The 26,088-nt window shown below is 63.4% G+C and carries 25 protein-coding genes and 1 riboswitch; of the genes, 15 read left to right on the top strand and 10 right to left on the bottom strand.

The window, feature by feature from the left end; genetic code table 11:
* The first annotated feature begins 57 nt into the window (after positions 1 to 57).
* Positions 58 to 264, top strand: coding sequence for a dodecin domain-containing protein (locus tag IPM06_13600; protein MBK8771460.1), 207 nt, complete (start codon positions 58 to 60; stop codon positions 262 to 264).
* A 7-nt stretch (positions 265 to 271) separates the two neighbouring features.
* On the opposite strand, the gene IPM06_13595 is transcribed toward IPM06_13600, so the two are convergent.
* The 4 genes from IPM06_13595 to IPM06_13580 form a co-directional block, all read right to left on the bottom strand.
* Positions 272 to 919, bottom strand: coding sequence for a restriction endonuclease (locus tag IPM06_13595; GenBank protein ID MBK8771459.1), 648 nt, complete (start codon positions 917 to 919; stop codon positions 272 to 274).
* A 151-nt stretch (positions 920 to 1,070) separates the two neighbouring features.
* Positions 1,071 to 2,405 (bottom strand): SPOR domain-containing protein, encoded by a 1,335-nt coding sequence (locus tag IPM06_13590; GenBank protein MBK8771458.1) that lies wholly within the window; start codon positions 2,403 to 2,405, stop codon positions 1,071 to 1,073.
* A gap of 84 nt (positions 2,406 to 2,489) precedes the next feature.
* Positions 2,490 to 3,782 (bottom strand): HlyD family type I secretion periplasmic adaptor subunit, encoded by a 1,293-nt coding sequence (locus tag IPM06_13585; protein MBK8771457.1) that lies wholly within the window; start codon positions 3,780 to 3,782, stop codon positions 2,490 to 2,492.
* A gap of 5 nt (positions 3,783 to 3,787) precedes the next feature.
* Complete coding sequence (locus IPM06_13580; protein MBK8771456.1) at positions 3,788 to 5,551, bottom strand: type I secretion system permease/ATPase; 1,764 nt, start codon at positions 5,549 to 5,551, stop codon at positions 3,788 to 3,790.
* Between the two features lie 131 nt (positions 5,552 to 5,682).
* Positions 5,683 to 5,900: riboswitch (cobalamin riboswitch) on the top strand.
* A gap of 35 nt (positions 5,901 to 5,935) precedes the next feature.
* On the opposite strand from IPM06_13580, the gene IPM06_13575 reads away from it, so the two are divergent.
* The 11 genes from IPM06_13575 (at position 5,936) to cobM (ending at position 18,498) form a co-directional block, all read left to right on the top strand.
* On the top strand, positions 5,936 to 6,109 hold the full coding sequence (locus IPM06_13575; GenBank protein MBK8771455.1) for a CbtB-domain containing protein: 174 nt from the start codon (positions 5,936 to 5,938) through the stop codon (positions 6,107 to 6,109).
* A gap of 18 nt (positions 6,110 to 6,127) precedes the next feature.
* Positions 6,128 to 6,922, top strand: coding sequence for a CbtA family protein (locus IPM06_13570; protein ID MBK8771454.1), 795 nt, complete (start codon positions 6,128 to 6,130; stop codon positions 6,920 to 6,922).
* Positions 6,919 to 7,953 carry a cobalamin biosynthesis protein CobW gene (gene cobW, locus IPM06_13565; GenBank protein MBK8771453.1) on the top strand — a complete coding sequence of 345 codons (1,035 nt, stop codon included), beginning with the start codon at positions 6,919 to 6,921 and terminating at the stop codon, positions 7,951 to 7,953. Before IPM06_13570 ends, cobW begins: the two co-directional genes overlap by 4 nt.
* A gap of 9 nt (positions 7,954 to 7,962) precedes the next feature.
* Positions 7,963 to 11,625 carry a cobaltochelatase subunit CobN gene (gene cobN, locus IPM06_13560; protein MBK8771452.1) on the top strand — a complete coding sequence of 1,221 codons (3,663 nt, stop codon included), beginning with the start codon at positions 7,963 to 7,965 and terminating at the stop codon, positions 11,623 to 11,625.
* Entirely contained in the window at positions 11,622 to 12,248 is a 627-nt protein-coding gene (gene cobO, locus IPM06_13555) for a cob(I)yrinic acid a,c-diamide adenosyltransferase (GenBank protein MBK8771451.1), read from the top strand. The genes cobN and cobO overlap by 4 nt, the downstream gene beginning before the upstream one ends.
* 202 nt (positions 12,249 to 12,450) lie before the next feature.
* The gene (locus IPM06_13550) at positions 12,451 to 13,515 is read left to right on the top strand and encodes a sirohydrochlorin chelatase (GenBank protein MBK8771450.1); all 1,065 of its coding nucleotides are present in this window, start codon (positions 12,451 to 12,453) and stop codon (positions 13,513 to 13,515) included.
* Positions 13,512 to 14,138, top strand: coding sequence for a precorrin-8X methylmutase (locus IPM06_13545; GenBank protein MBK8771449.1), 627 nt, complete (start codon positions 13,512 to 13,514; stop codon positions 14,136 to 14,138). The genes IPM06_13550 and IPM06_13545 overlap by 4 nt, the downstream gene beginning before the upstream one ends.
* Positions 14,135 to 15,340, top strand: coding sequence for a precorrin-6y C5,15-methyltransferase (decarboxylating) subunit CbiE (cbiE, locus tag IPM06_13540; protein MBK8771448.1), 1,206 nt, complete (start codon positions 14,135 to 14,137; stop codon positions 15,338 to 15,340). Before IPM06_13545 ends, cbiE begins: the two co-directional genes overlap by 4 nt.
* Positions 15,337 to 16,023: a precorrin-2 C(20)-methyltransferase gene (cobI, locus tag IPM06_13535; protein MBK8771447.1), complete on the top strand. Its 687-nt coding sequence runs from the start codon at positions 15,337 to 15,339 to the stop codon at positions 16,021 to 16,023. Before cbiE ends, cobI begins: the two co-directional genes overlap by 4 nt.
* A gap of 1 nt (position 16,024) precedes the next feature.
* Positions 16,025 to 17,731 carry a precorrin-3B C(17)-methyltransferase gene (gene cobJ / locus IPM06_13530; GenBank protein MBK8771446.1) on the top strand — a complete coding sequence of 569 codons (1,707 nt, stop codon included), beginning with the start codon at positions 16,025 to 16,027 and terminating at the stop codon, positions 17,729 to 17,731.
* On the top strand, positions 17,728 to 18,498 hold the full coding sequence (gene cobM, locus IPM06_13525; protein ID MBK8771445.1) for a precorrin-4 C(11)-methyltransferase: 771 nt from the start codon (positions 17,728 to 17,730) through the stop codon (positions 18,496 to 18,498). Before cobJ ends, cobM begins: the two co-directional genes overlap by 4 nt.
* 53 nt (positions 18,499 to 18,551) lie before the next feature.
* Here cobM and IPM06_13520 read toward each other — a convergent pair whose 3' ends face one another.
* The 4 genes from IPM06_13520 to IPM06_13505 all read right to left on the bottom strand — a co-directional run bounded on the left by IPM06_13520 (position 18,552) and on the right by IPM06_13505 (position 21,445).
* Complete coding sequence (locus tag IPM06_13520) at positions 18,552 to 18,890, bottom strand: hypothetical protein (protein MBK8771444.1); 339 nt, start codon at positions 18,888 to 18,890, stop codon at positions 18,552 to 18,554.
* A gap of 90 nt (positions 18,891 to 18,980) precedes the next feature.
* The gene (locus IPM06_13515; protein MBK8771443.1) at positions 18,981 to 20,105 is read right to left on the bottom strand and encodes a TIGR03862 family flavoprotein; all 1,125 of its coding nucleotides are present in this window, start codon (positions 20,103 to 20,105) and stop codon (positions 18,981 to 18,983) included.
* Positions 20,106 to 20,144: 39 nt separating this feature from the next.
* A complete protein-coding gene (locus tag IPM06_13510; GenBank protein MBK8771442.1) occupies positions 20,145 to 20,777 on the bottom strand; it encodes a BA14K family protein in 633 nt (210 codons plus the stop codon).
* Positions 20,778 to 20,827: 50 nt separating this feature from the next.
* Complete coding sequence (locus IPM06_13505) at positions 20,828 to 21,445, bottom strand: GNAT family N-acetyltransferase (GenBank protein ID MBK8771441.1); 618 nt, start codon at positions 21,443 to 21,445, stop codon at positions 20,828 to 20,830.
* A 105-nt stretch (positions 21,446 to 21,550) separates the two neighbouring features.
* Between IPM06_13505 and IPM06_13500 the strand changes: the two genes are divergently transcribed.
* Positions 21,551 to 22,165 (top strand): porin family protein, encoded by a 615-nt coding sequence (locus IPM06_13500; GenBank protein ID MBK8771440.1) that lies wholly within the window; start codon positions 21,551 to 21,553, stop codon positions 22,163 to 22,165.
* Here the strand turns inward: IPM06_13500 and IPM06_13495 are convergent, their stop codons facing one another.
* Positions 22,166 to 23,338 (bottom strand): hypothetical protein, encoded by a 1,173-nt coding sequence (locus IPM06_13495; protein MBK8771439.1) that lies wholly within the window; start codon positions 23,336 to 23,338, stop codon positions 22,166 to 22,168.
* Positions 23,339 to 23,813: 475 nt separating this feature from the next.
* On the opposite strand from IPM06_13495, the gene IPM06_13490 reads away from it, so the two are divergent.
* The gene (locus tag IPM06_13490; protein MBK8771438.1) at positions 23,814 to 25,301 is read left to right on the top strand and encodes a DEAD/DEAH box helicase; all 1,488 of its coding nucleotides are present in this window, start codon (positions 23,814 to 23,816) and stop codon (positions 25,299 to 25,301) included.
* 75 nt (positions 25,302 to 25,376) lie between these two features.
* Complete coding sequence (locus tag IPM06_13485; protein MBK8771437.1) at positions 25,377 to 25,718, top strand: PilZ domain-containing protein; 342 nt, start codon at positions 25,377 to 25,379, stop codon at positions 25,716 to 25,718.
* Between the two features lie 6 nt (positions 25,719 to 25,724).
* Here the strand turns inward: IPM06_13485 and IPM06_13480 are convergent, their stop codons facing one another.
* A complete protein-coding gene (locus IPM06_13480; GenBank protein ID MBK8771436.1) occupies positions 25,725 to 26,087 on the bottom strand; it encodes an iron-sulfur cluster assembly accessory protein in 363 nt (120 codons plus the stop codon).
* Position 26,088: the final 1 nt, after the last annotated feature.

Here is a 26,088-nt window from a genome sequence, read left to right as displayed (position 1 = left end):
GACCGCTCAGCCGGAAAAGCGCCCTGTCCGGGATGTGCATAACCAGGGAGACTTGCCATGAATGCCGTTGCGAAAGTGATCGAACTGACATCCTCTTCGCCCAAGTCCATCGAAGACGCCGTGGAACAGGGAATCGCGCGGGCGGATACCACACTCGACAACGTGGAAGGGGCCTGGGTTCAGGACATCAAATGCGTCGTCAAGAACGGCAAGGTTGCCGAGTGGCGCGTCAACATGAAGGTGACGTTCCTCCTCAAGGACTGACGCGCGCTCACAGGGGCGCTTGCCGGAAATAGCCCTGCTCCAGTTCTTTGAACTGGTAGGTTTCACGCACACTCACGCCGATGTTGTGGCGGATCATGATGTCGGCGAGATGCGTGCCGTTGACAAGCACGACACGCCGCGACACGGCGGCAACGAATTCATGCGCCGCCGGTGAAAAATGCCCGGTGGTGACAAAGATGCCCTTGGTTGCGCGCCGCGCCTCCAGGCTGCCGGCGAAATCGCGGACATGCGAAATGGGAACCGTGGTTCCAGGCCGCAGACGCTTGGCCTGCACAAGGATGACATCAAGTCCCAATTCATCGAGCACGATCATGCCGTCAATGCCGCCATCGCCAGTCCGGCCCATGTGACGCGTGAGATCGCGGCGGCGGCCCGCGTAGCCCATGCGCAACAACACATCGATGATGAGTTTCTCGAAAAAGGTGTGGGAGTTGACGTAAACGCGCGCGAGAATATCGGAGCGCAACTGGGTTGTTTCCAGCATGTGGGCGATCACCACGGCACTCACGGGCTGGCGTGCGCATTCCAACGGCTCACAGCAGGACTCCTGCGTGAATGTCTCGCTTTCGGAAACGGGCTGGGAGAACCGCTCATACGCCGGCTTCATCACATCCCACTCTCTATCGTTCTGCATTGCCTCATCCTTGAGGCAGTAATATTACCCTGTGCAATTTAAAGCTGCATGAGAAGTGGCAGCGGCATTTGAATGTGGTTGTTAGGCATTCGCTTACGCAATGAAAAAGGGCCCACGCGGGGCCCTTCATCACAATGGATGGGCTTGAAGGTCAGGTCTTCGAGACGAAGCAGCTGATACCCTTGGACTTCAGCTTGCTGCAGGCCGACTTGGCGCCGTTCTGGTCGTCGAAGCCGTGGAGGCGTACGCGGTAGAAGACGCCCTTGGTGCCGAGGTCGGCCTTGACGACGATGGGCTTCAGGTCCTGCAGCGCCTTGTTGCGCTTCTGCATCTTCTTCCAGGTGGACCAGGCCGCATCCTCGCTGGCGGCGGACGCAATCTGCACCATATAGCCAGACGGCTGCGCTTCGGCCGATGCCGTTTCATCGGCCGGATCGGCTGCGGGCTCGGCTGCTGCGGTACCCGCCGTGGCGGCGGGGTCTTCAGCAGCAGGAGCTTCAGCGGCAGCTTCGGCAGGTGCCGCGGCCTTCGGCGCGGGGATGGCCGGCACTTCCTCAAGGGTCACGCCCTTGGCAGTGTCCAGCTTGGCCACCGGTGTTTCGGCGGTGTAGCTTGCATTCTCCACCATTGGAACGCGATCGGTGATCTTCTTGGCCCTCTTCGGCGTTGCTGCTGCGGTGGATTGCATATCAGCCGGTACATCAACCGCCTTGGGAGCCATGGCTTTCTTGACCGAGGTTCCGCCCGCGATGGCGGCAATCGAGCCGGTCAGGATCGGATCGGCCTCCTGCTCTTCAATCTGGGCATTGTCGGAGGTGTTGAGCTTCGCCATCTCGGCGAGCGCGCCTTCATGGCCCGGATTTTCCGAGAGCACCGCAGCCAGGGCCTTGCGCGCGTCGGAAGGACGGCGGAGTGCGATGTAGGTGACGGCGAGGCCGTAGTTCACCTTCGCCGCGTCGGGGTGATGATGGCTCAGCGCACGCTCGTAGTCCGACAGTGCAAAAAGCAACTGGCCGCTTTCGCGCAGCGCAGTGGCACGGCCATAATAGGCGTGGGCGAACTCGGGATTGAGCAACAGGGCCGCGGTGAAGTCTTCCACGGCGGCGGGAAGATTATTCAGTCGCTGGCGCGAGAGTCCGCGATTGTACAAGGCCGTTGCGCGCAAGTTGGGCGACATCGAGTCGAGCGCGAGGGCCTGCGTATAGTCAGCGACAGCCTGCTCATCGGCGGACTTCTGCTGATAGGCCAGCGCGCGGTTGAGAAGCGCATTGGCAAGCACTTCCTTTTCGAGCTGGCGGGAGTTGATGGCCTGCGTATAGGAGGCAATCGCCGCATCGGCGTCGCCCGCCTGCAATGCCTGGTAGGCGTCACGCGTCAGGCTCACCTGTGCGGACGAGGAATTGGCGAGAGCAGGACTGCCATTCGTGGCAAACGCGGCAAGAAACGCAGCACTGACAAACGCAAACGATACGCGACGAACTTTCATGCCGCGATCATGGATTGTTAGGGTTAAAAGAGCGTTGCCCGATCTGCTGATTTTCGTGAAGAAAGACTTAAGCGTTGTGCCAAATCAGGTCTCGCGCCAAACATGCGCCACCTGGTCCCACAACGGCTTGACGAGATAGGTGAGCGGCGAGCGCGCTTCCGTCTGAATGAAGGCTTCCGCCGACATGCCGGGCTTCAGCTTCTGGTTGCCGAGACGCTCCAGCTCCTTCGCAGGAATGGTGAGGCGCACGGAATAGAACGGCGGCGAATTCGCGTCGATACGGGTGACGTCGGCTGCAACCTGGGTCACCTCTGCCCCGACTTCCGGGGTGAGGCGGGCATTGAAGCCCGGGAAACGCACCTGCGCCGGCTGCCCCGCCACGACCTGGTCGATGTCGTTGGGCGAGACTTTTGCCTCAAGCACGAGATCGTCCCCTTCCGGCACGATCAGCATGAGCGTGTCACCGCGCGCAATGACGCCGCCTTCGGTGTGTACGGCGAGTTGGTAGATGGTGCCGGTGATCGGCGCCTTGATGCTGGTACGCGAAAGTCGGGCTGAAGAGGCGACGCGCTTCTCCTGCAACTCGGCGATCTTGGCTTCGGTGTCGCGCAGATCTCCCAGCGATTGGGTGCGGCGGTCCTCGTCGATCTGGAGGATGCGCAATTTCACTTCGCCGATATGCGATTGCGATGACGCTCGGTTCGATACGAGTTCCGCCTTCACGCCCTTGAGGCGCGCGGCCTCGCGCTCGGTCGAGAGCACGCGGCTGTTGGGCACGAGGCCTTGCGCCTGCAACTGGCGGAGACCCGACAATTCCTCATCGATCAGCTTCGATTGCGTGGATTGCGAGGTGATCTGCGCGTTGATGCCGCCGATCTGTTCGGTCAGCTGCTGCACCTGCTGGTGCAACTGGTCCACCTTGGCCTTGTCGGACTCGGCCGACGAGGCGAGCAGCTTCTGCTGGCCTGCGAGGATGGACGCCAAGGCGGGTTCAGAGGCGCGCGGTACGAGAGATTCCGGCAACACGACGTCGGCTGACCCATCGCGCTGGGCTTCGAGCCGCGCCTTCTTGATCAGCATCTCATCGAGCATGCCCTGGATGATGTCGAGTTCGGCCTTGGTCTCCGTCGTGTCCAGCAGCAGAAGGTCCTGACCCGCGGTGACGCGGTCGCCATCCTTGACGAGGATGTTCTTGACGATGCCGCCTTCGTTATGTTGCACGCGCTTGGAATAGCTTTCGACCACCAGCGTTGCCGGGGCGATGACCGCGCCGTTGATGCGCGCCGTGTAGGCCCAGCCACCGAAGAGGCCGATCATCACGGCGATGGAGACATGACCTGCGATCAGGAGATTGCGGGTGGAGCGGTTCGTGTCCATGGCGATCAGTTCCGCGTTTCTGGCACGACGAGCATGGGCGTGGCCGAGACCCGTTGCGGGCCATCGGAACTCGCGACCGAGCGTTGGCGCGTCACCTGTTTCAGCACGTCCTCGCGGCGGCCATAGGCAGCCTGCTTGCCTTCGGAGAGCACCAGCACGTCACGCACCGCCTGCAAGGCGCTCGGACGATGGGCCACGATGACAATGGCCGCGCCACGCTGCAGGGACGAGCGGATGGCGGCGTCGAGGGCGGCTTCGCCTTCGGCATCGAGATTCGAATTGGGTTCGTCCATGACGATGAGCGCCGGATCCAGATACAACGCGCGGGCGAGCGCGAGGCGCTGGCGTTGCCCGGCGGAAAGGCGCGCACCCTGCTCACCCAGCGTGGTGTCATATCCCTGCGGCAATCGCATGATCATGTTGTGGACGTTGGCGAGCTGGGCGGCGGCAACGACCGCCTTGGCGTCTGGTTCCTTGGCGAAGCGCGAGATGTTCTGGGCGACGGTGCCATCGAAGAGTTGCACATCCTGCGGCAGGTAGCCGACATAGCGGCCACGGTCGTCTTCACTGCGCTGATCGAGGGTCGCTCCATCAAGGCGGACGCTGCCGCGCGCCGGTTCGACGACGCCGACCAGCACGCGCGACAGGGTGGATTTTCCGGCCCCCGTGGGACCGATCACGCCGAGGCCCGTTCCCGGCGGCACGGTGAAGTTCAGGCCTTGCAGCAGCGGCTTCTCGTTGCCTTGCACCATCACGGTGAGGTTTTCGACTTCAAGCAGGCTCTTGGGTGGCGGCAGCGCCATGGGCGTCTTGGCGGGCTGCACGTTGGCCAGTACGGCATCCAGCCTCGAGAGTGCCTTGCGGAACGACAGGAACTGCTGCCAGTTGCCGACAGCCTGCTCGATGGGGGCAAGACCGCGCGACATGATGATGGACGAGGCGATGATGGTGCCGGGGGTGATCTCGTGCTTGAGGGCGAGATAGGCGCCGAGCGCCAGCATGCCCGACTGCACGATAAGGCGGAAAACGCGCGAGGATGTTCCGAAGATGCCGCCGCGGTCTCCGGCCAGCGTGCTGGCATCGAGGGCGATCTGCTGTTTCGCGGCCCAGCGTTCGCGCAGCATGGTCTTCATGCCAAGGGCGTGCATGGCCTCGGTATTGCGGCGCGCCTCTTCGTTCATGGCCGCGGCGGCGATGGCGGCGGTGGTCGCTTCCACGACCGGGCGGCGGGTGGCGCGTTCGGTCAGGAGGGCCAGGGTGAAAATGGTGACGGCGGCAGCGATGCCCGCAACACCCAGCATCGGATGGAGGGCGAAGACGACGCCGAGGTATATGATGACCCAGGGCATGTCCAGGTAGGCTAGCGGCCCCTGCCCAGACAGGAACTGGCGGACGGTCGCCATGTCCTGCACCGGCTGGCCGCCGGTGGACGGGCTCTTGCGCAGCGCGAGGATCGAAACCACGTCGAAGATCCGGCCGCGCAGGTTTTCCTCGAAACTGCGGCCAATGCGCAGCAGGAGCCGGGTGCGGACGGCTTCAAGGAAGCCGTAATAGGCGTAGACCACCAGTACGATCGCCGAAAGGGCGATGAGGGTGGGCACGCTGCCGGAGGTCAGGACGCGGTCATAGACCTGCATCATGAAGATCGAGCCGGTGAGCATCAAGATATTGACGATGCAGGAGAAAGCGAAGATCGAAAGCCAGACGCGCTTGTGCGACCACAGTTGGCGCGTGACTTCATTTCCCGCTTTTGCGGCTTGCCCTGACATATTACCCACCGGTTCAAAACTGCGTTTCACCGCCTGTTTTGCCATGACGCGCGTATAGGTGGAGTTAATATTTGTGTGTCGCTTCCCGCTGACCGGTGTCGGGAAACGTGTTGACGGCTCCGGCCCACTCGGGCATTTCTCCGGTGTCTGGTGCTTCGCATGGTCCTCTAGGACCGAAGCAGAATAGGGAACACGGTGAGGATGACCCAATCGGGGCCGATGCCGTGACTGCCCCCGCAACTGTAAGCGGCGAGGATGTGGCACATGTCACTGGTGTTCAGGCACCGGGAAGACGCCAGATCCGCCCGAGCCGCGAGTCAGGAGACCTGCCGGACAACGAACCGGGCTTCGGCCCACCGAATATCTGGTCGCACGGAGGGTGACATGACCACCGCAGTTCAAAGCCGTACTCTTTCCATTTCGCAGCGCATTGCCATCGGCATGTCGGCGCTGTTCCTTGGCTCGTTCGTGGTTTTCGGCACAGGCCTTGCGCAAGATGCGCGCCTGCACAACGCCGCTCACGACACGCGCCACGCCACTGGCTTTCCCTGCCACTAAGCCACCGGCTTTCACAACATGATCGGGCGAGTTCTGCTCGCTGCAATCCTGGCAGGGATTGCGGCGGGCCTTGTCACGGGCGTGATCCAGCATGTGCGGGTCACTCCCCTCATTCTTGCCGCTGAGCAGTACGAAGGCATGCAGGCCGCGCCGCATGACCATGCGGATGCGCCGGCGACCGGAGACACTGCGTCAGTGGCCACGGACCCCGTTGCCGCAGCCCCTGCTGCGGCTGGGCATGACCATTCCAAGATGACGGGCGATGCAGCCGCTGCCGCCGGCCACGAACACGACGCCAATGCCTGGATGCCACAAGAAGGGTTCGAGCGAACCTTCTACAGTATCCTGACGCGTACCCTTTCGGCTGTGGGCTTTGCCCTCATGCTGGCGGGCTTGTCCTACCTGGCGAATATTCCGATCACGCGCGGCAACGGGCTGATCTGGGGCGTGTGCGGTTTCATTGCGGTGTCGCTGGCCCCGGCCATCGGTCTTCCGCCGGTGCTGCCGGGTGTACCTGAAGCCGATATCACGATGCGACAACTCTGGTGGGGCGGCACCATCCTGTGCACTGGCCTTGCCATCTGGCTGGTCGTAAGCCAGTCGCAGTGGCAGCGCTACCTCATCGCGGCAGCCTTCGCGATTGCGCCGCATGTGTTCGGTGCACCGCACATTCCGCCGGGCAATTCGCCGCTCCCTGCGGCCCTGGCGAGCGAGTTTGCCACCATCAGCCTCGGCCTCAGCCTTGTGATGTGGCTGCTGATCGGGCTGTTCCTCGCGTTCACCCTCAACGCTTCCAAGGAGAATGCCGCGTGAGCGAGAAAATTCCAGCGACGGTCATCACCGGCTTCCTCGGTGCGGGCAAGACGACGATGATCCGCCACATGCTGAGCAATGCCGGAGGCCGCCGCATTGCGCTCATCATCAACGAGTTCGGCGACGTGGGCGTGGATGGCGAAATCCTCAAGTCCTGCGGCAGCGATGCCTGTGGCGAGGACGACATCATCGAACTGGCCAACGGCTGTATCTGCTGCACCGTAGCCGATGACTTCGTGCCGACCATGACGAAGCTGCTCTCGCGGGGCGTGAAGCCCGATCACATCATCATCGAGACGTCGGGGCTTGCCCTGCCGCAGCCGCTGGTACGGGCCTTCAACTGGCCCGAGATCAAGGCACAGGTGACGGTCGATGGCGTGCTGACGGTCGTCGATGGCAAGGCGCTGGCCGAGGGCCGTTTCGCCGACAATGAAGAGGCACTCGCGGCGCAACGCAGCGCCGATCCGAACCTTGAACATGAAAACCCGATCGAGGAACTGTTCGAAGACCAGCTCAACGCCGCCGACATGGTGATCCTCAACAAGTCGGACCTGATGAGCGACGCCGAACGCAAGGCCACGGCGGATGAATTGAGAGGCAAGCTGCGCCCGGCCACGCGCCTGGTTCCGGCGCAAAACGGCGTTGTCGATCTCGCGGTCCTGCTGGGTGTGAAAGGCAAGGCGGAAGACGACATGCAGAACCGCCCGTCTCATCACGAGATGGAAGGCGAGGAACAGCACGACCACGACGACTTCGTGACCTTCATCGTGGAACTGCCCGCAGGCCAGGACCGCGCCCGCCTGTTGAAGACCATCGAGAAGACGATCTCCGCCCACGACATCCTGCGCATCAAGGGATTTGCCGATGTGGCGGGATCGGACTCGCGCTTCCTCGTGCAGGCCGTAGGCCCGCGGCTCAACGGTTATTTCGACCGGCCATGGCAGGCGCAGGACAGGCGCGGCACGCGGCTTGTGGTGATCGGCGAGAAGAACATGGACCGCCCGGCCATCGAGGCTTCGCTGAGAGGCTGACGCACAGCAATGCATCTCCTCGCCACCACATCGGGAGTGATCGACGGGGCGGCGGAGGCCATCGACCTCAAGCAATCGCCAGGCGACATCGCCATTCTCTCGGCGGCGGACAGCGAGTTGTCCAATCTCGCCCGCGCGCTGGATGCGACAGGCGATGATTTTCCAACGGTGCGCCTCGCCAACCTGCTTCTCCTGCAGCACAACTATTCCGTCGATCTCTACTGTGAGCAGACGCTGGCGCAGGCGAAGCTCGTGGTCGTGCGCCTGCTGGGCGGCGAGTCCTACTGGTCGTATGGTGTTGCGTCCTTGCGGGCGCTTGCGGAGGAGCGCGGCATCAAGCTCGCCATCATGCCGGGCGGCGGCGAACCTGATCCGGCCACGCTGGCGTTGTCCACCACTGCACCGGAAGATGCCGAAAGGCTGCGCCAGTATTTCGCCCACGGCGGGGCCGACAATGCAGTGGCCGCACTTCAATTCTGTGCAAGCCTCATCGGCCATGGCACCTCCGCGCCCCTGCCCGTTCCCTTCCCGGCCGCAGCGCCGTATCGTGTCGGCAACGGCAGTGCATCGGGACGTGCTGGCATCGTATTCTACCGCTCCCTGATCGAAGGCGGACAGACGGCGCCCATCGACGCGCTGTGCGAGGCGCTGTCATCGCAAGGCATCGCCGTCTCGGCGCTTTACGTGGCGAGCCTCAAGGACAAGACCAGCCGGGCGCTGATTGCCGAGGCGTGGCGGGATGAACCGCCTGACGCGATCATCAACGCCACCGCCTTTGCGGTGGGAGACGCGGCACAGGACCCGCTCGCAGCATTCGATTGCCCGGTGTTGCAGGTCACGCTTGCAGGTTCGGGCGAAGAGGATTGGCGGCAGTCGGCGCGGGGGCTGGGGGCCAAGGACCTAGCCATGTCGGTGGTGCTGCCGGAACTCGATGGCCGCATCGCCACGCGCGCTGTGTCGTTCAAGGCTGATCACCTGTGGCATGGACGCAGCGAGTGCCGCATCGTCACCTACAAGCCGGTGGCGGATCGCATCCATTACGTCGCAGCGCTCGCCGCCAACTGGGTACGCCTGCGCCACACGCCTGCGGCCGCGCGCAAGACCGCCATCCTGCTTGCGAATTATCCCAACAAGGACGGGCGCATTGCCAATGGCGTCGGTTACGATACGCCCGCCAGCACCATCGCCATCCTGCGGGCGATGGAACAGGCCGGACATACCCTTCGCAACATTCCCGAAACAGGGAATGCGCTGATCGAGGCGCTCCAGGCTGGCGTGACAAATGCGCGGAGTGACAAGACATCGGACATCACGCTTTCACTCGCGGATTACCTGAGTCACTTCAACAGCTTGCCGCTTGCGGTTCGCGCGGCACTGGAGGAACGCTGGGGACCGCCGGAGCGGGACCCGTTCATGCGCGGCGGCGCTTACCACCTGCCCTTGCTGCGCTTCGGCAACGCCGTCGTGGGGGTGCAGCCGGCACGGGGCTACAACATCGATCCCAAATCCACCTACCATGATCAGGCCTTGGTGCCGCCGCACGGATACCTCGCCACCTATGTTTGGCTGCGCCAGAACTTCGGCGTGCAGGCGATCATCCACAACGGAAAGCATGGCAACCTGGAATGGCTCCCGGGCAAGGCGACGGCCCTGTCGGAATCTTGTTGGCCGGAGATTGCGCTGGGGCCTGTACCGCAGCTTTATCCGTTCATCGTCAACGATCCGGGCGAAGGCACGCAGGCGAAGCGGCGCACGTCCGCCGTCATCATCGACCACCTCACGCCGCCTCTCACGCGCGCCGAGTCCTACGGTCCAATGAAAGACCTTGAGGCGCTGGTGGATGAGTACTACCTCGCCTCTGGACTGGATCAGCGGCGGCTCTCCGCTTTGCGCGAAAATATCCTCGACCTCACCCGCCAGCACCGCCTCGACAGGGACGCCGGATTCACCGGCGATGCCGATGGAGATTTGCAGCGGCTGGATGCCTATCTCTGCGACCTGAAGGAAGCGCAAATCCGTGATGGATTGCACATCCTCGGAGCAGCCCCCACGGGAGAACAGGAAACGTCTCTGCTCGTGGCACTGACCCGCGTGGCACGCGGTACGGGTGCGGGCGGTGATGCATCGCTGGTGCGGGCGCTGGCGGCCGACATGCATCTTGGCTTCGATCCCCTGGCCTGTGAATTCAGTGCGGCGTGGGCGGGACCTCGGCCCGACGTACTGCAAGCTCTCTCCGCCGCTCCCTGGCGCACGCAGGGCGACACGGTGGAGCGGTTGGAGTTGCTGGCGGAACGGTGTGTTGCCGGAGCAGCACGGCCGCCGGGAGACGCTTCGGCGCAGGTGATTGCCATGGTCAATGCCACGCTTCGCCCTGCCCTTGCGGCGTCGGCGACGAATGAGATTGACGGCGTGTTGCGCGGCCTTGCGGGAGCGCGCGTGGCGCCTGGCCCATCCGGTGCACCCACACGGGGACGCCTCGACGTGCTGCCCACGGGGCGCAATTTCTTCTCCATCGACAACCGCACGCTGCCCACTCCGGCGGCGTGGTCGCTGGGCAGAAGGTCGGCAGACGCGCTGCTCACGCGGCACTTCCAGGAGACAGGGCAACACCTTGTATCCGCTGCCCTTTCCGCCTGGGGTACATCCAACATGCGGACCGGCGGGGATGACATCGCACAGGCGCTTGCCCTCATCGGAGCGAAGCCACTGTGGGACCCGGCAAGCTGGCGCGTGACCGGATTCGAGACCATTCCGCTCGCCGTGCTGGGCCGGCCGCGGGTGGATGTGACGCTCCGCATTTCCGGATTCTTCCGCGACGCATTTCCGGCACAGATCGAATTGCTCGACAAGGCCATCATCAGCATCGGGGCGCTGGATGAGCCGGAGACCGACAACCCCATCGCGGCCCGCATGCGGCGAGAGGCGGCGACGCTCGTTCATTCCGGAGTCACTGCCGACGAGGCCCGGCGGCTTGCCGCACGACGCATCTTCGGCGCCAAACCGGGGGCCTATGGGGCAGGCCTGCAGGCCCTGATCGATGAAGGCATCTGGCAGACGCGCGCCGACCTTGCCGCCGCCTTCGTCACCTGGGGCGCCTTCGCCTATGGCGCAAAGGCGGACGGCGTACCCTCCGAGGATGCGTTCCGGCGGCGCCTTGCAGCCGTGGAGGCGGTGATCCACAACCAGGACAACCGTGAGCATGACCTTCTCGACTCCGACGATTACTACCAGTTCGAAGGCGGTCTCAGTGCGGCCGTGGAAACCGCTTCCGGCAAGAAGCCGGCGACCTACCACAACGACCACTCGCGCCCGGAGCGGCCCGTGGTGCGCACGCTGGACGAGGAAGTGGCCCGCGTGGTTCGTTCCCGTGTCGCCAATCCCAAATGGATCACGGGCGTGAAGCGGCACGGCTACAAGGGAGCCTTCGAGATCGCCGCGACCGTGGATTACATGTTTGCCTTTGCGGCCACGGCAGATGCCGTGAAATCGCATCACTTCGACCTTGCCTACGAGGCCTATCTCGTGGACGATGACACGCGGATGTTCCTGGCCGAGAACAATCCGCATGCGCTGAAGGACATCGCCGCGCGCCTTGCCGAAGCCATTTCCCGCGGTCTCTGGCAGCCGCGGCTCAATTCAACCTACAACCACCTGAAAGAGTTGCAGACATGAGCGACGAACCCGAGAACGGCGACGACCACGACCTTGCACGGCATCACGAAAAGATGGCGAAGAAGAAGGCGGCGCGCGCCAAGATCATGGCGGGCAAGACCATCGAACGCGGCCTCCTCATCGTTCACACCGGCAAGGGCAAGGGCAAATCCACCGCCGCCTTCGGCATGGTGTTCCGCTGCATCGGCCACGGCATGCGCTCCGGCGTCATCCAGTTCATCAAGGGCGCCTGGGATACGGGCGAGCGTACGGTGCTGGAAAATTATCCAGACCTCGTCACCATCAAGGCCGCAGGCGAAGGCTTCACCTGGGAAACGCAGGACCGCGCCCGCGACGTGGCCCATGCCCGCGACGGCTGGGAGCAGGCCAAGAAGATGATCGCCGACCCCTCCTACAAGATGGTGCTGTTGGACGAACTCAACATCGTGTTGCGCTACGACTACCTGCCCATGGAGGAGGTGCTGGAGGTTCTGCGCTCCCGCCCCGCCGACAAGCACATCGTCATCACCGGGCGCAATGCGCGCGACGAGTTGATCGAAATTGCCGACCTGGTGACGGAAATGGAACAGGTGAAGCATCCCTTCCGCTCCGGCGTGAAGGCGCAGGCGGGGGTGGAGTTCTAGCCGCGGCGGCTCCCGGAATGTCGCAATCCGCCTTGCCCGGCGGCAGCGCGGCGCTATAAGGGCGCCAGCAGTTCTCCCCCATACGGCTTTGCCCCGAGGGAGATGAAAGACATTCCGGTGCGGCGGACCCTGAGTGGCGCCAAGACGGAGCTGCCTTCCACCCGGCGAGCTGTGCCGGCTGCAAACTGATGGAAGGCAGGACATGAGCGAGAAACTGGGTGTGATGTTATGCGGCCATGGCAGCCGCGATGCCAATGCCGTGAAGGAATTCGCGGTGCTTGCGGAACATCTCAAGAAGCGCCTTCCGCAATATCCCGTGGAATTCGGCTATCTGGAATTTGCCACGCCCATCATCCGCGAGGGGCTGGACAAGCTGCGCGCCACAGGTGCCAACCGCATCCTCGCCGTGCCCGGCATGCTGTTCGCCGCGGGCCATGCCAAGAACGACATTCCCTCCGTGCTGAACACCTATGCGGCGCAGAATGGCGTCACCATCAACTACGGCAAGGAACTGGGCATCGACCCCAAGATGCTGCGGGCGGCGGGCGACCGTATCCAGCAGGCGCTGGACGCCGCCGGCGATCACATCTCCCGGCACGAAACCATGCTGGTGGTGGTGGGGCGCGGCGCATCTGATCCGGATGCCAACTCGAACGTCTCCAAGGTCATGCGCATGCTGTGGGAAGGCTTCGGTTTCGGCTGGGGCGAGGTTGCCTATTCGGGCGTCACCTTCCCGCTGGTGGAACCGGCGCTCGACCACTGCGTGCGGCTCGGCTTCAAGCGCATCATCGTCTTTCCCTATTTCCTCTTCACCGGCATTCTGGTGGACCGCATCTATGATGCGACGGATGTGGTTGCTGCGCGTCATCCCGGCATCGAATTCGTCAAGGCGCCCTACCTCAACGATCATCCCGCCGTGATCGACACCTTCGTGGAACGGCTGGAACAGATTCTCTCCGGCGACATTTCCATGAATTGCCAGCTGTGCAAGTACCGCACGCAGGTGCTGGGCTTCGAGGCGGACGTGGGCGCGGTGCAGGAAAGTCATCACCACCATGTGGAAGGCATCGGCACGGGAACCGCGCCGGAGGGGCCCTTCGCTCTGGCCTCGCGGCCGGAAGCGGCGCATGGTCACGGACATCACCATCACGGACACGATCATGGTCACGGGCATGACCACGATCATGACCATGGTCACACGCATGCACCCTACCCTCACGCGGACCATCCGCTGGGACCACGCACGCTGAAGCCCGGCAGGACATGAGCGAGTATTTGAAAGATCCCGAAGCCATCTACTCGCTGTCGTTCTCGACGATCGACGCGGAGGCCGACTTTTCGCTGTTGCCGTCCAACGCCCGTGCGGTGGCGCGGCGGATCATCCATGCCTGCGGCATGACCGACATTGCCAGGAACCTGGTGATCGACTCCAATTTCGTGCCGAACGCCCAATTGGCCTTGCTGGCCGGTGGAAAAGTCCTGGTGGATGCGGAGATGGTGCGCCATGGCATCATCACCACGCTGTTGCCGGAGCGGGAACGGATCATCTGTACGCTGAATGATCCACGCACCCGCGAGGTGGCGCAGGAAATCGGCAACACGCGGTCCGCTGCCTCCGTCGAACTCTGGCGGCCCCACCTTGCGGGGTCCATTGCCGTGATCGGCAATGCGCCCACGGCACTGTTCCACCTGCTCGACATGATCGATGCGGGCGCGCCACGGCCCGCGGCCATCGTGGGCCTGCCGGTCGGGTTTGTTGGTGCGGCCGAGAGCAAGGACCAACTGATCTCGAATCCGCGTGGCATTCCCTTCATCGCACTGCGCGGCCGTCAGGGCGGCTCTGCCATGGCGGCGGCGGTGATCAATGCGCTCCTGGGAGACTCGGCATGAGCATCTGGCTGACCATCATCGGCATCGGCGAAGACGGATATGCGGGGCTGGGCGCAAGAGCGCGCGAGGCCTTGCAGCAGGCTACGCATATCGTGGGGTCGGAACGCACGCTCGCCATGATGCCTGCGCTGCCCGGTGTTCACCACGTCTGGCCGCAACCATTCTCCGCCGTGGTGGAGCAGATCAACGCGTTGCGCGGGCAACCCACGGTGATCCTCGCCACGGGCGATCCCATGAACTTCGGCGTGGCCCGCAAGATCCTCACCTTCATTGCCAAGAGCGAGACCGAGATCATCCCGCATCTCTCGGCGTTTTCGCTGGCGGCGGCACGGCTGGGCTGGTCGCTGCCGGATTGTGATTGCTTTACGATCCATGGGCGGCCTGCGGCGAATGTCGAGGGCTTCATTCAGCCGGAGGCGCGGCTTCTCATCCTGACCGAGGATGGTTCCTCTGTCGCCGAGGTTTGCCGCCGCCTGACGGCGCGCGGTTTCGGCAAGAGCGGCGTGACGGTGCTTGAGAACATGGGCGGTGAACAAGAGCGTGTGTCACACTTCGCCGCCGATGCCGCACCTGCACAGGATTGGTCGCCACTCAACACGATGGCCGTGCACTGCGTGGCCGGTGAAGGTGCCAAGATCTGGCCGCGCATGGCGGGATTGCCGGACGAGGCGTTTCGCCATGACGGAAAGATCACCAAGCGCGAAGTGCGGGCGGCAACGCTGGCGGCCCTTGCCCCTGCGCCCGACCAGTTGCTCTGGGACGTGGGCGCGGGTTCTGGCTCCGTCGGCATCGAATGGATGCGGTCGGCGCGCGGGTGCGAGGCCATTGCCATCGAGCCCGATGCGGAGCGCCGCGCCATGATTGCGCAAAACGCTGACCAGTTGGGAACACCGCGCCTGCGGATCATTCCGCTGGCGGCACCACTTGCCTACGATGCACTGCCCGCGCCTCATGCCGTATTCATCGGCGGCGGCATTTCCGAACCAGGAACCTTCGAAGCCGCCTGGGAGCGATTGCGGCCCGGGGGGCGCATGGTGGCCAATGTGGTGACCCTGGAAGGTGAGATGCATCTCTACGATCTCCAGGAAAAGCACGGCGGTGAACTGGTGCGCATGGAAATTTCACACCTGACGCGGATCGGGCACTTGCGCGCCATGCGGCCGCGCATGGGCGTGACACAATGGCGGGCGACGAAGGCATGAGCGGAACTCTTTACGGCGTGGGCGTCGGTCCCGGCGATCCGGAACTGATGACGGTGAAGGCGTGGCGACTTATCTCCACGGCCAAGGTCGTGGCCTATCTCGCCGCCAATGGCAGCGACTCCACGGCGCGTGGCATCGCAGCCCCCTTCCTCTCCGACGAGGTCCAGGAAATTGCAATCGACATGCCGATGCGTACCGAGCGCGCGCCTGCGCAGGCCGCATACGACACAGGTGCGGCTGAGATCGCCACGCACCTCGCCCGCGGCGAAGACGTTGTGATGCTGTGTGAAGGCGACCCCTTCTTCTATGGCAGCTTCATGTATGTTCATGAGCGGCTGTCGGCACAGTTCTCCTGCGTCGTGGTGCCGGGTGTGACGTCACCCGTGGCCTGCGCCGCGGTGATGGGCCGGCCGCTGTGCAAGCGCGACGACGTGCTGAAGGTCCTGCCGGCCACGCTGGACGCGGACCGCCTGCGCGAGGAACTTCTCACCTGCCAGTCCGCGGCCATCATCAAGGTGGGGCGGCACTTCGCCAAGGTGAAGAACGTCCTCTCCGCCCTTGACCTGATCACGCGCGCTACCGCCGTGACCAAGGCAACGCAGGACGACGAGGTGATCCAGCCTGTTGACGAGATCGCGGATGATGCCCTGCCCTATTTCACAACCATCATCGTGAGGACCTGAGATGGCAAAACGCCAGATTGCCATTTTTGTGTTGGGGCCATCCGCCATGCCCACGGCCCGCAAGATCAAGGACAGCGTGGGTGGCCTCATTCACGGGCCGGAAGGGCTTGAAGGCGCGGATGTTCATTTCGCGAAGGCGACGCAGGCCATGGCGCGCGCCTTCATTTTCGCGAAGGCCGTGGTGGGCGTATGTGCCGCCGGAATCCTGATCCGCGCTGTTGCCCCGCGCCTCAAGGACAAGTCCCGCGAAGCTCCTGTCGTTGCGGTGGCGGAAGATGGCTCCAGCGTTGTTCCGCTCACCGGCGGTCATTCCGGTGCAAATGACCTGGCGCGCAGGATTGCAGCAGCAACCGGCGGCCATGCGGCTGTCACGACGGCCAGCGACGTGGTGTTCGGCGAGGCCCTTGATGCGCCCTCCGGTGCGGTGCTCGCCAACACGGATGACCACAAGGCCGCCGCCGCCGCGCGCCTGCGGGGAGAAGACATCCGGCAGGACGTCACCATTCACCGCACGGCGGGCGGGCCGCGGCACCTCGTTTATCATCCCTTTGTGCTGACGGTGGGGATCGGCTGCGAACGCGGCACGGACCCGGCGGAGGTCAAGAAACTTCTCGATGATACACTGGCGCAGCACAACATCGCGCCGCAGTCCATTCATCAATACGGCTCCATTGATCTCAAGGAAGACGAGCCTGCCATCAACCAGTTCGAGAATGTCTATTTCTTCACGGCAGAGCAGCTGAAAGCGGAAGCGCCACGCCTTGTCACGCCATCGGCTGTGGTGGAGCAGGAAGTGGGCGTGCCCGGTGTGGCTGAGGCCGCAGCACTCGCGCTTGCTGGTCCGAAGGGGAAGCTCATCGTCTCCAAGGTGAAGAGCAAGCGGGCCACCATCGCCATTGCGCAGGCAGCCTCGCACGACGATCTGACCGACCCGCAGGGGCGGCAACGCGGTTCCGTGGCGATTGTCGGCATCGGTCCCGGTGACAGCGCGCTGATGACGCCGCAGGTCGATCACGAATTGTGGTCGGCAACGGAATGGGTGGGCTATTCGCTCTACCTTGACCTTATCGAACATCTGCGCAACGGCCAGACGCGCCACGACTTTCCGCTTGGCGACGAAGAGAAGCGCTGCCGCCATGCCATCGACCTCGCCAGGCAGGGCAAGCGCGTGGCGCTGGTGTGCTCTGGGGATCCGGCCATTTTCGCCATGGCGGCACTCGTCTACGAGCTGATCGACCGCGAACCCTGCCGCATCGCCGTCGAGGTGCATCCCGGCGTCTCGGCCTTCCAGCTGGGCAGCGCCCGCGCAGGCGCGCTCATCGGCCATGACTTTTGCTGCATCTCGCTCTCGGACCTGCTGACGCCGTGGGAAACCATCGTGCAGCGCGTGACTTCGGCGGCGGAGGGCGACTTCGTGATTTCCTTCTACAATCCGCGCTCACTCAAGCGCACGGACCAGATCGTCAAGGCCTTCGACATGCTGCGCCCGCACCGTCGGCCAGACACGCCAGTGGTGCTGGCCTCCAACCTTGGCCGCCCCGAAGAAAAGGTGCGGATCATCCGCTTCGATCAATTCCGCGCCGAAGACGTCGACATGCTCACGCTGGTGATGGTCGGCTCCTCGCAATCGAAGGCCATCGTGCGGGGCGACGGCCAGACCTATGCCTACACGCCGCGTGGATACGCGAAGAAAATGGAACCGCTATGACCGTTCATTTCATCGGCGCCGGACCGGGCGCACCCGATCTCATCACGGTGCGGGGGCTGAAGCTGATCCAATCCTGCCCTGTCTGCCTCTATGCGGGTTCGCTTGTGCCGGAAGAGATCGTGAAGGCGGCGCCCGCCGGTGCCGTGGTGCGGGACACCGCGCCCATGCATCTCGACGAGATCATCGGCCACATCAAGGCTGCCCATGAAGCGGGCCAAGATGTCGCGCGGGTTCATTCCGGTGACCCCTCGCTTTATGGCGCAATTGCCGAACAGATGCGGCGGCTCGATGCGTTGGGCATCGACTACGACGTGACGCCGGGCGTGCCCGCCTTCGCGGCCGCCGCCGCGGCGCTCAAGACCGAGTTCACCTTGCCGGAGGTGGCGCAGACGGTGATTCTCACGCGCACGTCCATGCAATCCTCGGCGATGCCGCCGGGCGAGGAACTGGAAAAGCTGGGCGCCTCGAAGGCAACGCTTGCAATCCACCTCTCCGTGCGCAACCTGCCGCACATCCAGCGTTCGCTCATTCCGCACTATGGCGAGGAATGCCCGGTGGTGGTGGCCTTCCGCGTGGGCTGGCCGGACCAGCAGTTCATCCACGGCACACTGGGCGACATCGCGAAGAAGGTACGGGCGGAGAAGTTGACGCGCACGGCGCTCGTGCTGGTGGGCCACGTTCTGGGCCACCGGACCTTCAAGGACTCGGCGCTGTACGACGCGGAGCACGAACACATCCTGCGCAACCGCAAGACGGCCAAGGGCTGAAATACAAAAGGCCGGACGCATTGTCCGGCCTTCGGTGCAATCGCGGTGGATGTCTAGTCTTCCATGTCGTCCATGCAGGATTCGTAGGCGTTCTCGTAGTAGGCATCCCAGTTGCTGGCGCCGTCCATCATGCCGAGTGCCGCGCCGCCTGCGGCGAAGCCCACGGTCGTCTTCTTGCCGCCCAGCGCATTGCCCAACAGGCCACCCATCACGCCACCAGCGACCATGTGCGTGAAGACCTTCTTGTCGGTCTTCTTGTTGGCGTACTTGGTGGCAACCTTCTGGCAATACTTGTGGGCCGACATGGCGCTGGCTTCGGTGGTGAGAGTCCCGGGCAGGATCACGCTGATGGCGAGCGTGGCGGCGGCGAGTGACTTGACGATGGTCTTCATGGCGTTCTCCGTTTCCCCTTGGAGCCTCTTGCTCCGGTTGATGGAGACTGTTCTAGCGACCTGTGGCTGAACCCACGCCGAAGCCAACGTTCATCTGGCAGACAGGTTGAGATGGTTGAGGCAGTCCGCCGCCGCAAAGCGCGCGGTCGCAAGACACGCCTGCAACAGGTAGCCACCTGTGGGCGCATCCCAATCCAGCATTTCGCCAACCACCCAGGTGTTCGGCTTCTTCAGAAGCCGGAAATGACCGTCGATCTCGTCGCGCGCCACACCGCCAGCGGAAGAGATGGCGCGCCGGAGTTCGACGGGACCGTGCGTAGTGAGTGCAACTGCCTTGGGTGTGTCGCTTCCCGCCTCCCGCATCAGGGCAATGGCGGCAGGTGGAAGGTTCAGTGCCTTGCGCAGGAATGTGCTGCGCGAATCCTTGCCACGCGGGCGGGCCAGCCGTTCTGCCACCTGCTGCGCCGAGAGGTCGGGCTTCAGGTCGATGGTCAACGTCGCGCCGGCAATTCGCAGATGGGGCGACAGCGCGTAGATGGCGCCACCCTCGATCCCGTCCTTCATCAGCATGATCTCGCCCCGCACCGTGTGGCCGCCCGCCGTGACAGCGACGTTCTTCAGTGGCGTGCCGGCAAATCGCAGCATGTGATCGCTCCACGCGATCTTCTGCCTGCTGTTGGAGGCGACGAGTGGCGTGACGGCAATCCCCGCGTCCTGAAACTTCGAAACCCATGCGGCATTGGAACCGAGTTCCGGCCAACTGGCGCCGCCCATGGCGAGCACTGTGAGGACATCGTCAAAGCCCGCCCACGCAGAGGGTGAGGTGCGCTTCACGCCCAAGGACTGCAGGCGCCGCAACCAGGCGCGCAACATGGGCGAGGCCTTCAGCCCATCCGGGAAGACACGCCCCGATGAACCGACGAACGTCTCGATGCCAAGCTCGGCGCACCAGCGGCGCAGGGCGTCCGGCGGAAAGGCGCGAATGCAAGGCTCCAGCAGCGGCCGGGCTTCTCCGTAGCGTTGCAACAATTGTTCCAGTGGTTCGGCATGGGTGAGGTTGAGGCCCCCACGGCCCGCGAGGAGAAATTTGCGGGCCGGCATGCGGTGATGGTCAATGATCTCGACCCGCGCACCACCAGCGGCGAGAACCTCCGCCGCCATCAGCCCCGCCGGACCCGAACCGACCACGCGCACGTCTCTGCCATCTGCCGCCATGCGAGCCCGCATAGAGGTTTCAGTGTGCGGAAGCCAGTCTCAGTCGGTCACGAGGCATTTGCGCTCGATGCCCTTGTAGGATTTGTAGGTGCCAGTCTCGCGATTGAACGAGGCGTATTTCCGGTCGCAATAATCAAGCCAGGCAGAGGTGCCGGGCGCCGGCTTTCCGGCCTTGCCCACGGGTGCGGCGTCCGGAACATCGGGGTCCTTTTTCGAGAACAGCTTGGCGAGCAATGTCTTCGACCGCGCCACCTGTGCTGGCTGCTTTGCACCCTTGGAGGATGGCGGCGGTTCGATATCGGGGGCCACAATCACGGCGGGGTCGGGCAGCGGTTCGGCCATATCCTGCTCCGGCGCGGGTGCAACCTTCCGCTTCACCTTCTGCGGAGCCGGGGCCTTGGCCACCTTCTTCACAATTTTAGGCGGCGGCGGTGCCTGCTCGTCGGGCGCTGCATTGGCAGGCTGGAACTGCAACAGACAATCCGCCATGGCGTTGTCGCGGTGCACATTCCACAGTTTCTCGTCCTTCGGTCCGCGATCGGCAAAATCGCGGGCATAGGCTTCACAATAATCCTTGGGGGTGGCCCAGGCTGCGCCGCTTGCCACGAGTGACAACCCCAGAGCAGCAAACGCCAAACGCATGGCCATGACTGTCTCCGAACGTTTCGACATGCCCGTCTCTTCAACCGGGAATGCGGCGTTCCCTAGGCGTTCAGCGGGAATCAATAAGGCAGGTCGAAATAGGTATCGTTGCCGATGCGATAGATGGCGACACGTTCGAAACGGCCCTGCCCCACCGGATAATCGGCCTGCGTGCCCTGCTCACCCATGCCGATGCGGCGCGCAACCGTGAGCGATGCTCCATTCGGCACCATGATCTTGCACCAGACGGACTTGGCCTTGAGGTGCTCGAAGGCGATGGCAAGCAGCGCGCGGCCGATTTCCGTTCCCAGCCCCATGGACCACATGGCGGGGTGTACGCCCCAGCCCACTTCGTAATCGCCACCGCCGTGGGTGATGATGAAACCTTCGCCCACGACATCGCCGCTCAGTTTCTCCTCGGCGGCGAGGTGGAAGATCTGACGGCGGCGATCTCCCTGCACGGCCACCTGGCGGCGCACGAAATCGGCCACGGCAGCGTCATCCCGGAGGCGGTGGGCAATGTGGCGCTGGTAGCGCGGCTGCGTCATGAAAGCGGCCAGTTGGGCCACGTCACGCGTCCGGATTTCGCGCAACAGGAGCGTTGGCGTTTCCAGGACTGGCAGGGCGACAATGGCGGTCATGGCGAGACAATAGCCGGGGCCGTGGCGATTTGAAAAGCGCGCTGCGATGATTTTCACCCCACGTCATTAAGCAAACGGGAAGCCGGCCAACCCCCGCATTCACAGGTTGCAACAACCGATCTTTCACGGTACACGTGGGTGGGGCTCTAAGGATCCGATTCCATGACTCGCTTCGCTTTGCTGGCGACGGCTGCCACGTCAGCCCTGCTCGTCTTTGCCCCAATCTCGCAGGCGCAGGACGCCATGTGGGACCAATTCTACGCTGGTGTCTATGCTGACTACTCGGCTGTGGACTCCAAATGGACCCCAGGCAACAGCTATGTGTTCAATGTCGACGGTTTCTCCGGCGGCGTCATGCTGGGAGCGGACCGCCAGTTCAACACGCTCGTCGTTGGTCTTGAGCTGGACGCCGGTTTTGGCAGCCTCAATGACACGGCACAGCCCGACAACTGGAAAGTGGACATGGGTGGGGTCAATCTCGCTGCCCGGGCACGGGCAGGCCTCGCGCTCGACAATGTGCTGCTCTACGGCACGGCGGGTATCGCCATGGTGCCGATGCACGTGAAGTATGACTCGTCACCCAATGTGGTTGATGACAATGACGTCGGCTTCCAGGGCGGCATCGGCATCGAATATGCCGTGAGCGACGAGTGGCATGTGCGGGGCGAGTATCTGCACACAGAGTTGGGCAAGTCGGAGCCCTTCTCGGTTGCGCCGGCCATCAGTATGGACACCCGCTTCGATACGTTCAGGGTCGCCGTCAGCCACACGTTCTGATCAGGCCGTCCTCGACAGCGCGCAAACAGCTTCTGTGATCTGATCCAGCGGTCTGCTCCGCAGGATGTCCTGACACTGCCTCGCCAGTTCGAGAGCGGCTTTGCGATAGCGTGGCTGCTCCGCCACGTTTCGCAACGCGCTTGCAACATCGGCGGATTGGAGTTGCCGCGCGTAGAGAACAATCCCTGCGCCTGCCTCTGCAATACGCGCGCCCAACAAGCGCTTCTCATCGTCAGCGGCAATGATGACCTGGGGAATGCCCGCGGCGACGGCTGCGGCAAGCGTTTGCGCGCCGCCGTGACTCACCATGACGCGCGCGCGCGGCAGGGTTTCGACCAGATTCACGGGCACGCGGGAGAACGCGACGGGAGATCCCAGCAGCGCTCCCGCCGGCATGTGCCGCATCTTCGAAATGACAATCCTGCCCTTGAGGCCACTGGCCAGAAGTCCGTTGATGATCCTCGGGTTGTCTTCCGTGCAGGGCGGGAAATAGCCGAAGAGTGTTTCCCCTTGCGCCTCTGCGATTTCAGGCATGGGGCCAAGGGGGCCAATGGCCGGAATTTTCCGGCAGCTCGCATAGACGTCCAGCGCGGGAAAATTCGTGACAAAGGTAAGATCGGCAGACTGGACTTGCGGCAAGTATTTCAGGGCCGGCAATTCTCTCTGGTGCAAGACTGCATTGACCTTTGCCTGCACGGCGCGCTCGTCGTGCTCGGCGGCTTTCCGGAAGAAGGCGGGAAATTCAGGCAGGTCGGCGGGTGGAACATAATAGCTGTCGCCGATGTTGACGCTTGCCACGCGTCCGCGCGCTGCCAGCAAGGCACCCGGTGCATAGTCAGCCACCACGACGGAGGGTTTGACGGCTTTCAACACAACATCCCACGCGTTGATGTGAGAGGCGATCCCATCTGCATCCGTGAACACCAACTCAGCCAGAATGTCGCCAAAACTTGCGGCTGCGATTACCTTTGTGCGGTGAGAGGCAACGCGCGGCCATTGGGCGACACGGTGGATCGGCAGCGATTTCTCAATCTCTTCCGGGATGGGAAGGTCTTCGGAGATGGCCGCCTGGACATCGAGTCCCCGGGCCCGGAATTCACGGGCCAGCAGGCTGAGGCGGCGAATGTGGCCCTGCCCGCTGCCAAGTTCCCAACACAGTAGAACGCGCGTCATTGCGCTAGGTTGCGCGTCAAGGTCCCGAAATCAAGTTGTGAATGCCAAACATGATGAAGCCCCGGGGTGGCGTGCCGCGCGGGGCTTCTGGATGACCGTCTGGTCACATTGGGATGATCGAATGAAATCCAAACTGCGCGACACCGCAATTGCGGCATGGCGCTGTGTTGTTCTGATTCTAGCGTTCACTGACGTGTTCAGGGGGTGTCATTTTCTGAGACCTCTCTCGCTATGGTTTGAAAATAGCCTTCTCCGCCGGGATGGCAAATCAACTTTCATGGCAATTCTCCAGACCTATCGCCGCGCGAGGCCGCCCCGGGCCTCGGCCCAAGGCGGCCACCGAGGGGGTGTGACAGCAGGCTGTTTGACTTTTGCGCGCGAAATCCCTATTTGCGGCCCAAAGTCAGGCGCTTTGGTCCGGCGAGCCGCCCCGCCCTGTTTTATTCTTTCCCTCGCCCAGGTATTTTCACAGAACATGAGTTTTTCCACGCTCGGACTGAGCCCTAAAGTGATCGAAGCCGTTGCGGCGGCCGGTTATACGACGCCGACCGCCATTCAGGCGGAAGCCATTCCCCACGCCCTTGCCCGCCGCGACGTGTTGGGCCTCGCCCAGACGGGCTCCGGCAAGACGGCGGCCTTCGTGCTGCCCATGCTGACACTCCTCGAAAAGGGCCGCGCCCGCGCCCGCATGCCACGCACGCTCATCCTTGAGCCCACGCGCGAATTGGCGATGCAGGTTCAGGAAGCCTTCGAGTCGCTGGGACGGATGCACAGCCTTTCGGTCGCCACCTTGATTGGCGGCGTGGCCTTCGAACCGCAGGCTGCCAAGATCGACCGCGGTGCCGACGTGGTGATTGCCACCCCTGGCCGTTTGCTCGACCATTTCGAGCGCGGCAAGCTGCTGCTCACGGGCGTCGAACTGCTGGTGATCGACGAAGCTGACCGCATGCTCGACATGGGCTTCATTCCGGACATCGAGCGCATCTGCAAGCTCCTGCCCTTCACCCGCCAGACGCTGTTCTTCTCGGCCACCATGCCGCCGGAAATCCAACGTTTGACCGCGCAGTTCCTGCACAACCCGGTGCAAGTGGAAACGGCCGCCGTGTCGTCCACCGCCTCCACCATTTCGCAGTTTGCGGTGAAGTGCCCGTCCGATCCGAAGGACAAGCGCGATGCACTGCGCACGCTCATCCGCTCGCAGGGCGACATCAAGAACGCCATCGTCTTCGCCAACCGCAAGACCACCGTGGCGTTGCTGGAGAAGTCGCTGCGGCGGCATGGCTTCAACGCGTCGGCGCTTCATGGCGACATGGACCAGACGTCGCGCCTGCGCACGCTTGCCGCTTTCCGCGCCCAGGAAGTCACATTCCTCATTGCCTCCGACGTGGCGGCGCGCGGCCTCGACATTCCCGAAGTGAGCCACGTGTTCAACTTCGATGTGCCCATCCACTCGGAAGACTACGTGCACCGCATCGGCCGTACCGGCCGGGCTGGCCGCGAAGGCCACGCCTACATGCTGGTCACCAGCCATGACACCAAGCACTTCAAGGCCATCGAAGACCTGATCAAGAAGACCATCGAGTGGTTCGATATCGGCGTGTCCGCCGGAAGCAGCGACAGCGATGCAGCGCCCGAGGAAAACCGCTCGCGCGGGCGCGGTTCGCGTGGCCGGCGTGGCGAAGGCCATGACCGTAGCGAGCGCCGTCCGCGCCGCAGCGAAGCACCGGCGGAAGTCGCTGCCGAGAGCACAAATGCAAAACAGGATGAACAGCCCGTAAAGGCGGAACGTCCTGCGCGCGCACGCCAAGAGCCCCGTTCAACCCAGCATCCCCGTCCGCAGCAGGCTGAGCAGCCGCAGCAGCGCCGCGAAAATCGCCGTGAAAAGGGCGATGATGGCCCGGATTTCCGGGGTTTTGATCAAGGCAACATGCCGGCATTCCTGACCCGGACGACACGCGCCTGACCTTAATCTGTCCGGCAAAACGCCGGACGGATTGATTCCGCAGACCTTAACGATTGAGCGTTAAGGTTACGCGTCATGACTGAGGCGCACACCAGCATTCCGGCTGTCCCTCCACCCGCATCAAGCCATGATGAGCAGCGGGTGGCACGGCGGATGCGTGTGCTCAAGTCGGCGAAAATCGTATTCGACGACTGGCGTGCCATCGACTGCACCATCCGGGACCTTTCGGAAACGGGTGCCAAGATCCAGGTGGGCGGGGTCCACACCCTGCCACACAAATTCCGCCTGCTGATGATTTCGGACAATACAATCCGCCCGGTGCAGATCGCCTGGAAGCTCAACGACGTGGTTGGCGTGGCTTTCCGCGGGCCACCCGAAAAAGCGCCCGTCCGCAAGTTCTCGACGGGAATGAGCTGAGGGCGCTCACTCGGCGGCCTTGGCCGGCTGAAGCTGTACGCTCTCTCCGCAGCCACAAGCTGATGTCTGGTTGGGATTGTTGAACACAAAGCCCGACTTCAGCACGCCCGTCTGGTAGTCCATTTCGGTGCCGAGCAGGAACATGAGTGCCTTGCTGTCGATCAGCACGCGGGCACCGCGGTCTTCCACCACTTCATCGAAGGGCTTCGCATCGCGGGCCCATTCCATGGTGTATTCCATGCCGGCGCAGCCGCCGTTCTTCACGCCGATGCGCAGCCCCACGCCCTCGCCCTTCGCCATGAGATCGCGGATGCGCATTGCAGCGGCATCGGTCAGTTTCATCACCTGCGGTCTTGCAGCCTGTGCCATA

Source organism: Hyphomicrobiales bacterium (assembly GCA_016710435.1).
GTDB lineage: Bacteria > Pseudomonadota > Alphaproteobacteria > Rhizobiales > Aestuariivirgaceae > Aestuariivirga.
The sequence above is the reverse complement of the archived record's forward strand: the minus strand, read 5'-3'. Positions and strand labels throughout refer to the sequence as shown.

What these genes read in the sequence shown, in the direction of transcription:
- IPM06_13600 (MBK8771460.1), top strand. Translation starts at nt 58, where the DNA reads ATGAATGCCGTTGCGAAAGTGATCGAACTGACATCCTCTTCGCCCAAG.
- IPM06_13595 (MBK8771459.1), bottom strand. Translation starts at nt 919, where the DNA reads ATGCAGAACGATAGAGAGTGGGATGTGATGAAGCCGGCGTATGAGCGG.
- IPM06_13575 (MBK8771455.1), top strand. Translation starts at nt 5,936, where the DNA reads ATGACCACCGCAGTTCAAAGCCGTACTCTTTCCATTTCGCAGCGCATT.
- cbiE (MBK8771448.1), top strand. Translation starts at nt 14,135, where the DNA reads ATGAGCATCTGGCTGACCATCATCGGCATCGGCGAAGACGGATATGCG.
- IPM06_13585 (MBK8771457.1), bottom strand. Translation starts at nt 3,782, where the DNA reads ATGGACACGAACCGCTCCACCCGCAATCTCCTGATCGCAGGTCATGTC.
- IPM06_13520 (MBK8771444.1), bottom strand. Translation starts at nt 18,890, where the DNA reads ATGAAGACCATCGTCAAGTCACTCGCCGCCGCCACGCTCGCCATCAGC.
- cobN (MBK8771452.1), top strand. Translation starts at nt 7,963, where the DNA reads ATGCATCTCCTCGCCACCACATCGGGAGTGATCGACGGGGCGGCGGAG.
- cobO (MBK8771451.1), top strand. Translation starts at nt 11,622, where the DNA reads ATGAGCGACGAACCCGAGAACGGCGACGACCACGACCTTGCACGGCAT.
- IPM06_13500 (MBK8771440.1), top strand. Translation starts at nt 21,551, where the DNA reads ATGACTCGCTTCGCTTTGCTGGCGACGGCTGCCACGTCAGCCCTGCTC.
- cobM (MBK8771445.1), top strand. Translation starts at nt 17,728, where the DNA reads ATGACCGTTCATTTCATCGGCGCCGGACCGGGCGCACCCGATCTCATC.
- IPM06_13480 (MBK8771436.1), bottom strand. Translation starts at nt 26,087, where the DNA reads ATGGCACAGGCTGCAAGACCGCAGGTGATGAAACTGACCGATGCCGCT.
- IPM06_13485 (MBK8771437.1), top strand. Translation starts at nt 25,377, where the DNA reads ATGACTGAGGCGCACACCAGCATTCCGGCTGTCCCTCCACCCGCATCA.
- cobI (MBK8771447.1), top strand. Translation starts at nt 15,337, where the DNA reads ATGAGCGGAACTCTTTACGGCGTGGGCGTCGGTCCCGGCGATCCGGAA.
- IPM06_13590 (MBK8771458.1), bottom strand. Translation starts at nt 2,405, where the DNA reads ATGAAAGTTCGTCGCGTATCGTTTGCGTTTGTCAGTGCTGCGTTTCTT.
- IPM06_13570 (MBK8771454.1), top strand. Translation starts at nt 6,128, where the DNA reads ATGATCGGGCGAGTTCTGCTCGCTGCAATCCTGGCAGGGATTGCGGCG.
- IPM06_13545 (MBK8771449.1), top strand. Translation starts at nt 13,512, where the DNA reads ATGAGCGAGTATTTGAAAGATCCCGAAGCCATCTACTCGCTGTCGTTC.
- IPM06_13580 (MBK8771456.1), bottom strand. Translation starts at nt 5,551, where the DNA reads ATGTCAGGGCAAGCCGCAAAAGCGGGAAATGAAGTCACGCGCCAACTG.
- IPM06_13550 (MBK8771450.1), top strand. Translation starts at nt 12,451, where the DNA reads ATGAGCGAGAAACTGGGTGTGATGTTATGCGGCCATGGCAGCCGCGAT.
- IPM06_13515 (MBK8771443.1), bottom strand. Translation starts at nt 20,105, where the DNA reads ATGGCGGCAGATGGCAGAGACGTGCGCGTGGTCGGTTCGGGTCCGGCG.
- IPM06_13510 (MBK8771442.1), bottom strand. Translation starts at nt 20,777, where the DNA reads ATGTCGAAACGTTCGGAGACAGTCATGGCCATGCGTTTGGCGTTTGCT.
- IPM06_13490 (MBK8771438.1), top strand. Translation starts at nt 23,814, where the DNA reads ATGAGTTTTTCCACGCTCGGACTGAGCCCTAAAGTGATCGAAGCCGTT.
- cobJ (MBK8771446.1), top strand. Translation starts at nt 16,025, where the DNA reads ATGGCAAAACGCCAGATTGCCATTTTTGTGTTGGGGCCATCCGCCATG.
- IPM06_13495 (MBK8771439.1), bottom strand. Translation starts at nt 23,338, where the DNA reads ATGACGCGCGTTCTACTGTGTTGGGAACTTGGCAGCGGGCAGGGCCAC.